Source organism: Empedobacter sp. UBA5036 (assembly GCF_002415215.1).
Classification (GTDB): domain Bacteria; phylum Bacteroidota; class Bacteroidia; order Flavobacteriales; family Weeksellaceae; genus Empedobacter; species Empedobacter falsenii_B.
Genome location: NZ_DICC01000044.1, coordinates 1 through 8,094, shown reverse-complemented (window position 1 = coordinate 8,094; position 8,094 = coordinate 1). Strand labels below are relative to the sequence as shown.

The following is an 8,094-nucleotide window of genomic DNA, read 5'->3' as shown; positions in this document are numbered from 1 at the left end:
GAGAAAGCTTTTTTGATTATTAATTAGGAAAACTCATCAAAACTTTTCATCTTTGCCTTTCAATGGGGTGCTAAAAAGCTGAGAATATACCCAAGAACAATTTTGTTCTATACCTGATCCAGATAATGCTGGCGGAGGAATTGATGTTAGCAATAACTTCTATCTCCTCATCAAAACAAATTATGATGAAGGAAATTATTTTACAAACAACTTGGCTCGAATGGCTGGGTGTCACTTTTTCTATTTTTCAAGTCGTATTGGCGAGATTCAACAATCCAAAAAATTATTTATTTGGAATTGCAGGAATTACATTATCGCTTTTCGTTATGTTCAATTCTAAGCTATATGCTGAGTTCACTCTTAATATTTATTATTTAGTGATGAGCATTTATGGTTGGTTATATTGGAAATACGGACAACAAAAACACGAAATAAAAATTACAAAAACGAATAAAAAAGAATGGGCAGTTGTTACAGGAATTGTTTTAAGTAGTTTTACCATTTTTTATTTAGCACTTACACATATCACCGATTCTGACGTTCCTATTTGGGATTCAATCGTAAGCGCATTTGCATGGGCAGGTATGTGGTTAATGGCAAAACGTAAACTCGAAAATTGGATATTGTTGAATATTAGTAACATTATTTCAATTCCATTAATGATTCACAAAGATTTGTATCTATACGCTATTTTATCGTTGATTTTATTCTGTGTGGCGATTTCTGGATATTTTAATTGGAGAAAAATTTTGAATGAAAATAATGCTTGATATTCCCAAACTTCAAAAAGAATTATTGAATAAAGAATCCTTTAATCAAGTAGTTCTCCATCTTATTTATACTCAAAATTGGTTGAATATTTGGGTTCCGAAACAATACAATGGACTTGGCTTACATTTTTCTGAAGGATTAAAAATTCTTCAATCAGTTGCTAAAATTGACGGAAGTTTAGGTTGGTTTATAACGCTTTGTAGTGGAGCAAATTATTTTTCTCGAAATCTAAAACCCGATATTGCTTATAATTTATTTTCATCACAAAAAACGTGTTTTGGTGGAAGCGGAATGCTTGGTGGAACTGCTGAAAAAGTTGGAGATAAATATATCATAAACGGTTTGTGGCATTATGCAACTGGCGCTCCTTACCTCACTCATTTTACATTAAATGCGAAAATAATCGAAGATGGAAAAGAGAAATTGGATAAAAATGGTGAACCAAAGTTTTTGTCATTTATTTTAAATAAATCTCAAGTTAAATTAATTTCAACTTGGAAATCAATGGGAATGGTTGCTACATCTTCTCATAGTTTTGAAGTAGAAAATGAAATCGTTCATCAAGATTATAGTTTTATTTATAATGAATTTTATAGTGATGATTTGGTCGAAAAAATACCTTTCCGAATTTTTGCTGATTTAACTTTATTGGTAAATTATCTTGGAATGGCAGAACATTTTATCGAAAAAAGTTTAGAGATTATTCAATACCAAAAACAAACTAATTTTGATAATTTCGTTATTAAATCAACTTCGAAAACTATTGAATTTGCTAAAACAATAGAAAATTTATTGACAAATAATTCTCCTATTTCAGAAGAAATCGAAACTGAAATTCATTCATTTGGAATAGAAACTGTTGAGAAAATCACTCAATTTATCATTGAAATTTATCCACAACTTGGAATTAAAGCTTCAAAAATAAATGAAGAAATCAATCAAATTTTCAGAGATTATTTTACCGCAACCCAACACCGAAATTTTAGACAAAATATTCAACTCAAATAGTCTATTTATCTATATTTGCAAAACTTTTGGCTGCGTAATTTAATGGATAGAATATCAGATTCCGGTTCTGACAGTATGAGTTCGAGTCTCATCGTGGCTACAATTTTTAATAATTCCTTCATTATTTATTATTTCTCTTATACATTTGCCAAAATTTTTCAGTTTTGGAAATCGAGATTTTATTCTATTTATGCATGGCAGCTTTTTGCGCTGGCTTCATCGACTCTATTGTTGGTGGTGGTGGATTAATACAAACGCCATTATCACTTGCTTTTTTACCTAATTTACCTGTTTCAACAGTAATCGGAACGCTAAAAATTCCAGCATTTAGTGGAACAGCTTTAGCAACTTCACAATATCTAAAAAAGGTAAAAATAGATTGGAAACTTTTCACGATTATGGCTATATGCGCATTTGTTTCTGCTTTTTTAGGATCACAATTGTTAACGGTTATCAATAATGATTTTATGAAGCCTGTTTTGTTAATCATTTTGATTGTTTTAGCCATTTACACTATTTTCAAGAAAGATTTTGGACAAGCAACCGAGCGTAAAATTCCTTACCACATTGCGATTATCAATGGTTGTATTGTGAGTATTGCAGTTGGTTTTTACGATGGTTTTATTGGTCCTGCAACTGGAACTTTCTTTATTTTGGGATTCGTAACACTTCTTGGTATGGATTTTTTGAAAGCTAATACTAATGCAAAACTGATCAATTTAGCAACTAATTTTGGTTCGATTTGTTTGTTTTTAATCAAAGGGCAAATTATCTGGAAAATAGCTTTACCAATGGCTATTTGCAACGCTTTAGGAGGTTTTATTGGAGCAAAATTAGCCATCAACAAAGGGAATAAATTTATTCGATACATATTTATTTTGGTAATCCTACTCTCAATTTGTAGATTTGGTTATGAAGTAATTTTCAAGTAAATGAAAACCATTTTTTCAATTATTTTTGTTTCTGCATTTATCACTGTTTTTTCTCAAAAGTTTGAGTTAAAAGATTCAGTTTTGATTGAAAATAAAACAATCAAATCAATTGATACTGATCTAAATAATTCGATTTATTTGATTTCAGATACTAGAATTGAAAAAATATTTCTGTCGAAAAAGAACAAAAGTATTGATCTCAAAAATATTATTACTTCAGTTGATGTCAATAATCCACTTCGAGCTTATGTGTATTCAAATTTTAATCAACTCACTATTTTAGACGAAGATTTGAATCCTATTCAGGATATTGTAAAGATTAAATCTAACGATTTTATGCCTGCAGCATTAAAAGTTGTTGACACGCAATTTTGTTGGTTTTATGATTTAATCGGGAATAAAATTGTTTACTATAATTATCAGTTACAAAAACCAATTCTGACATCAAAACAAATTTATTTGAAGTATAATGATCAATCAATCGATAAAATACATGTGTACAAAAATTTGGTGTATTTAAAAGGTCAGAAAACAATTTATGTTTACGATGATTATGGAAATTTCAAATCTAATTTTGAATTTGACACCAATCAGCAACCTTTTTATTTTTATAAAGATGTTATTTTCTATATAAATGACAATAAACTAATATCAAAAAATATTGTTAATCAAAATTTGACGACTTTTATCGATTTAGAAAATGTAAAAAGTTTTGCGTTTAGCGAAAAAAATCTTTATACTTTGGTCGAAAATAAAATTTACACTTATACTATTTTAAATACAAATAATTAATAATAAACTATTTAATCAATTAAAACTAATTACTAATCCTTATTTATTTTTAATTTATAATTGAATAAAAATTCATAAATCAATCGGAATAATTTTTTTCTAAAAAAAGATTTTTCTATGAGTCGCTAGCTTAGATTTTGTTTTGAAAATTAAGCTTTAGTATATTTGCAAACGTTAAAATAATTGGAAAATGCATATCGCCATAGCCGGAAATATTGGAGCAGGTAAAACTACTCTAACAAACCTTTTAGCAAAACAATACAACTGGACAGCTCAGTTTGAAGATGTAGAAATGAATCCGTATTTGGATGATTTTTACAACGACATGGAAAAATGGGCGTTCAATCTTCAGATTTATTTCTTAGGAAGCCGTTTTAATCAAGTAAAAGAGATTAGAGAAAGTGGAAAAGACATTATTCAGGATCGAACAATTTACGAAGATGCGCATATTTTTGCGAGTAACTTGAACGATATGGGATTATTGTCTACAAGAGATTATAACAACTATTTGCGTGTTTTTAATTTGATGACAAGTTTTGTAGAAGCACCAGATTTATTGATTTATCTTAAAGCTTCAATTCCTACATTGGTTTCGCAAATTCAGAAACGTGGTCGCGATTACGAAAATTCGATTAGTATTGATTATTTGAATCGTCTAAACGAGAAATACGACAAGTGGATTTCGAATTATAAAGAAGGAAAAGTGTTGGTAATCGACGTGGATAATTTAGATTTTGTTGAAAATAAAGAAGATTTAGGATTCATTTTCAATAAAATAGAAGGAGAAATTAACGGACTTTTTTAGTCAGAAAAAATAAAGTAACTTGCACGGCTTGATTTTAAATTTAATCAGGCCGTTTTTTTGCGTAAAAAATTATGGAAAATAAAAGTATTTTGAAGGGAGTTTTGTTCGTTGCAATGGGCGCTAGCTTCTACGGAATGTTAGCAACATTTGTAAAAATTGCATACGATCAAGGCTATACGACTGCCGAGGTAACAACTTCTCAGTTTGTATTAGGAATTTTGATTTTGGGAATCATCAACTTATTTATGATGAGTAAAAAAGATTTACCAAAGATTGAACAAAAAGATAAAAAAAGGTTGATTCTTGCTGGAACTTCGTTAGGTTTCACAAGTTTATTTTACTATCTAGCGGTACAATATATCAATGTATCAATCGCAATTGTATTGTTGATGCAAACGGTTTGGATTAGTATTTTGGTTGAGAGTATTTTGGGTAAACAATTTCCTTCTGCCAAAAAATTAATTGCAATGGTTTTGGTATTATTTGGAACTGTTTTGGCAACAAATTTAATCAACCAAGAAGTCGAATTAAATCCTAAAGGATTGTTTTGGGGATTTTTAGCAGCTTGTTCTTTTACGGCTACCATGTTTACATCGAATAGTTTAGCCAATTATTTACCAGCTTATAAAAAAAGTTTGTGGATGCTTTTTGGAGGTTCTATTATTGTGTCTCTATTTTTATTTTTTAGCCAAATCGGACCTTATTACTTTGATGGTTTAATGAGCTTTTACAACAACTTTTCAAATGATGTAAATGGAATTCATGCATTCAATTTTAGCATTTTTTATACTTGGGGATTACCGTTGGCAATTTTCGGAACTGTCTTACCTCCTATTCTTTTAAACAAAGGTTTTCCGCACACAGGATTAGGTTTGGGAAGTATTGTTTCTTCGTTAGAATTACCCGTTTCAGTAACCATGGCTTTTGTGCTTTTACATGAACAAGTACTCGCAATACAATGGACAGGAATCGCCGTTATTATTTTTGCTATTATTATATCAAATCTGAATTTTAAGAAAAAATAAATTCAAAATGACGAATATTCTTATAAGTCAATGAAAATTCAATCACAAAAAAAGCCAACTCGTAATAAGTTGGCTTTGTATTTTGAGTAAAATCTAAATTATTTCACCAAAATTTTATTCGCTAATTGATTTGTTCCATCAATTTTTTCTTGAATTGGTAAACCTAATAACTTCGCAAGCATTGGATAGATTTCTGTATTTGGAAAAACTTTAATCTCTTTACCAGACTTAATATTTGGTCCCCAAGCCATAAAAGTCGCTTTCATTTCTGGCGTTTCTTTTACATAAAAACCATGCGAACCTTTCGGTGCATTTTTGTTTGAGAAATAGTTTGGAGCATGTGCAATCAAAATAATATCTCCAATACGATTGTATCGATCATTCTTTTTATCAAAATGATATTTCGACGGAACATTTGTTGTTTTATAAACTTCGAATGTATTATTCTGAACCGCTTTTATTTCTTTGTAAATTGACTCGATATCATTTTTATCTTTTACAAAAAGACTTACATAAGAACCATTCGAAGCAACTTGTACTTTTGATTCATCAATTTTAATTGGCAATTTCAACGGATTTTCATCATCAATTCTTGTCATTCCGTGATCAGAAACAAACACAAAATTCACTTTCAAACCTGTTTTTGCAACCTCATCGTTTAATTTCTTGATTGATTGATCTACAAACTGTACAGCTTCCTTTGTTTCAGGCGCATCAGGTCCAAAAGAATGTCCTGCGTGATCTACTTCCGGAAAATAAAACGTAATCAAATGTGGACGTTTTTCAGCTGGTAATTCTAACCAATTAACCACTTGCTGAATACGATAATCAATTGGTGATTTCTCCGAATACTTGTACGAATACGTTGGAAACATACCATTAATAGGCGCTTCCGAACCTGGCCAATAGTAACAAGCAGCTAACATTTTGTTCTGCTCTGCAAGATTCCAAATTGGCGTTCCTCCGTACCATTTCGGATTGATAACTGCATTCCTATTTCCCAATGAATAACGATCACCAACTTCTCTATCTAACATATTATTACCTACCAAACCATGATGAATAGGTGTTAAACCTGTTACGATTGTGTAGTGATTTGGAAACGTAACCGATGGAAAAGAGGGATACATAGCATCGGCTTTCACTCCATTTTTAGCCAAAGCTAATAGATTTTTAGCTTCATGTTTTTGAGCATAATCATAACGAAAACCATCTGCCGAAATCAAGATAACATAAGGTTTATCTTGTTGTTTAGCATCATTCACACGATTTTCGATTACGATTTGTTCTTCGATTTCTTGTGCATTTGCTGTAACTGAGAACGTTAAAACAATTGCAGAAAATATACTAAGTATTGATTTTTTCATGCCTCAAATTTAGAAAGTTTTATACTTAGAATGAATTAAAAAAATGTCAAATCTTATGAGAAAATTATTCAAAATTCTAACTCTTCTTCATCAACAACTTCAGAAATTCTTTTCCAATAAAAGGATTAATGATATGTTGAAACCCTTTTTGCAAGATAAAAACTGTAATTGTCGCATTAGTTTCTGGCGAATAAATCACATCTGTTCCCCACCAACCACCATGATAATAGGCATTGAATCCCATATCAAAATGATAAATTCCCAAACAATATTTCGATTGATCCGAAGGTAAAACATATGTTGACATCGAATCCAAAATTTGTTTATTCTGAATAATTTTCCCTTCAAACAAATACTGAAAAAACAGAGCCGATTCTTTCGCTGTCGAAGCTATTCCACCACCACCATACAAATCCCACGAAGGATCTAAATCATACGAATCCCACTTGTATTTATCTGCATATTGATGCGCAAGCGGAAGTGTTTTCGAAGGATATTTCTCCAAATCGATAAACCACGTTTGTGTCAAACCTAATTCTTTATACTTTAACAAATCTCGAATTACTTTGTAAAATGGTTGACGCGTTTTTTGTTCAATAATTTCTGCTAAAAGCAAATAATTGATATCACCGTAACTAAACTTTTCTCCTACTTTTTGTGGACTTCCGATTTCCATTGCTCGTTTTATTTGTTCCTCCTTCGTCCATTTATATTGCGGTCGCTGATTAACTAATTCAAAATACGCATCATCGACATAATCTTGTATTCCAGAAGTGTGCGACAACAAATGTTTGACTGTTATCGTATTCAAATCATAACCATCTTTTTCGAGCAATTGACGAGTCTTCTTAGACAATAAATTCTTGATCGATTGGTTAATTCTAACTTGACCTTTTTCTACCAAACGCAAAATTGCAGCAGCTACATAAGGTTTGGTATTACTTGCGATTAAAACCGGTTGTTGGCTGTTTAAAATTTCGTTGGTTTTAATATCCAAAACTCCTTTTGCATAACTCCACGAAATGTTTTGTTCTGGTGCTTCAACGTGAACAATAATTCCGACAGCGTTTTTATTTTTTTCGTAAATCGAATCTATTTTAGATTGAAAAATGGTTTGCAGCTGCGCAAATCCGATAAAAGGAATGAGTACAATATTGAGTAGAAGTCTTTTCTTCATTTAGTGTTATTTGATTTTAAAGATAAATAAAATCTTGAATTGTATGTGATACGCTTAACGTTTTAAGTTGTACGTAATATGTTTTACAAAGTGTAAAATTCGAAACACTAATCTCGTAACTCACGCAACTCATAAATCAAAAGAAAGCTAAGCAGGAATTACTAAACTCTTGCTTAAGAGTTCACCAACTCTTAGGTAGTCGTTCCTTAACAAAACC

General features: G+C 30.7%; 8 protein-coding genes and 1 tRNA gene. 7 read left to right on the top strand and 2 right to left on the bottom strand.

Features of this window, described 5'->3' with window-relative positions; translation table 11 throughout:
- Nucleotides 1–182: 182 nt before the first annotated feature.
- From pnuC to B4J88_RS07660, 7 genes are all read left to right on the top strand, one after another.
- Entirely contained in the window at nucleotides 183–770 is a 588-nt protein-coding gene (pnuC, locus tag B4J88_RS07690) for a nicotinamide riboside transporter PnuC (protein WP_291067156.1), read from the top strand.
- Complete coding sequence (locus B4J88_RS07685) at nucleotides 754–1,779, top strand: hypothetical protein (RefSeq protein ID WP_291067129.1); 1,026 nt, start codon at nucleotides 754–756, stop codon at nucleotides 1,777–1,779. Before pnuC ends, B4J88_RS07685 begins: the two co-directional genes overlap by 17 nt.
- Nucleotides 1,780–1,807: 28 nt before the next feature.
- Nucleotides 1,808–1,879 (top strand) — tRNA-Arg (locus B4J88_RS07680).
- A gap of 64 nt (nucleotides 1,880–1,943) precedes the next feature.
- Complete coding sequence (locus tag B4J88_RS07675) at nucleotides 1,944–2,711, top strand: sulfite exporter TauE/SafE family protein (RefSeq protein WP_125350137.1); 768 nt, start codon at nucleotides 1,944–1,946, stop codon at nucleotides 2,709–2,711.
- Nucleotides 2,712–3,503, top strand: coding sequence for a hypothetical protein (locus tag B4J88_RS07670; protein WP_291067128.1), 792 nt, complete (start codon nucleotides 2,712–2,714; stop codon nucleotides 3,501–3,503). It begins immediately after the preceding gene.
- Between the two features lie 190 nt (nucleotides 3,504–3,693).
- Nucleotides 3,694–4,308, top strand: a complete 615-nt coding sequence (locus B4J88_RS07665; protein ID WP_038333632.1) for a deoxynucleoside kinase — start codon at nucleotides 3,694–3,696, stop codon at nucleotides 4,306–4,308.
- A gap of 71 nt (nucleotides 4,309–4,379) precedes the next feature.
- Nucleotides 4,380–5,333, top strand: a complete 954-nt coding sequence (locus tag B4J88_RS07660; protein ID WP_125350139.1) for an EamA family transporter — start codon at nucleotides 4,380–4,382, stop codon at nucleotides 5,331–5,333.
- 98 nt (nucleotides 5,334–5,431) lie between these two features.
- Here B4J88_RS07660 and B4J88_RS07655 read toward each other — a convergent pair whose 3' ends face one another.
- Nucleotides 5,432–6,700, bottom strand: a complete 1,269-nt coding sequence (locus B4J88_RS07655) for an ectonucleotide pyrophosphatase/phosphodiesterase (protein ID WP_180906320.1) — start codon at nucleotides 6,698–6,700, stop codon at nucleotides 5,432–5,434.
- Nucleotides 6,701–6,776: 76 nt separating this feature from the next.
- Nucleotides 6,777–7,877 carry a serine hydrolase domain-containing protein gene (locus B4J88_RS07650; protein ID WP_286496138.1) on the bottom strand — a complete coding sequence of 367 codons (1,101 nt, stop codon included), beginning with the start codon at nucleotides 7,875–7,877 and terminating at the stop codon, nucleotides 6,777–6,779.
- Between the last annotated feature and the right edge of the window lie 217 nt (nucleotides 7,878–8,094).

Excerpts from the sequence above, each read along its gene's own strand:
- pnuC (WP_291067156.1), top strand. The coding sequence starts at position 183 with ATGATGAAGGAAATTATTTTACAAACAACTTGGCTCGAATGGCTGGGT.
- B4J88_RS07685 (WP_291067129.1), top strand. The coding sequence starts at position 754 with ATGAAAATAATGCTTGATATTCCCAAACTTCAAAAAGAATTATTGAAT.
- B4J88_RS07670 (WP_291067128.1), top strand. The coding sequence starts at position 2,712 with ATGAAAACCATTTTTTCAATTATTTTTGTTTCTGCATTTATCACTGTT.
- B4J88_RS07665 (WP_038333632.1), top strand. The coding sequence starts at position 3,694 with ATGCATATCGCCATAGCCGGAAATATTGGAGCAGGTAAAACTACTCTA.
- B4J88_RS07660 (WP_125350139.1), top strand. The coding sequence starts at position 4,380 with ATGGAAAATAAAAGTATTTTGAAGGGAGTTTTGTTCGTTGCAATGGGC.
- B4J88_RS07655 (WP_180906320.1), bottom strand. The coding sequence starts at position 6,700 with ATGAAAAAATCAATACTTAGTATATTTTCTGCAATTGTTTTAACGTTC.
- B4J88_RS07650 (WP_286496138.1), bottom strand. The coding sequence starts at position 7,877 with ATGAAGAAAAGACTTCTACTCAATATTGTACTCATTCCTTTTATCGGA.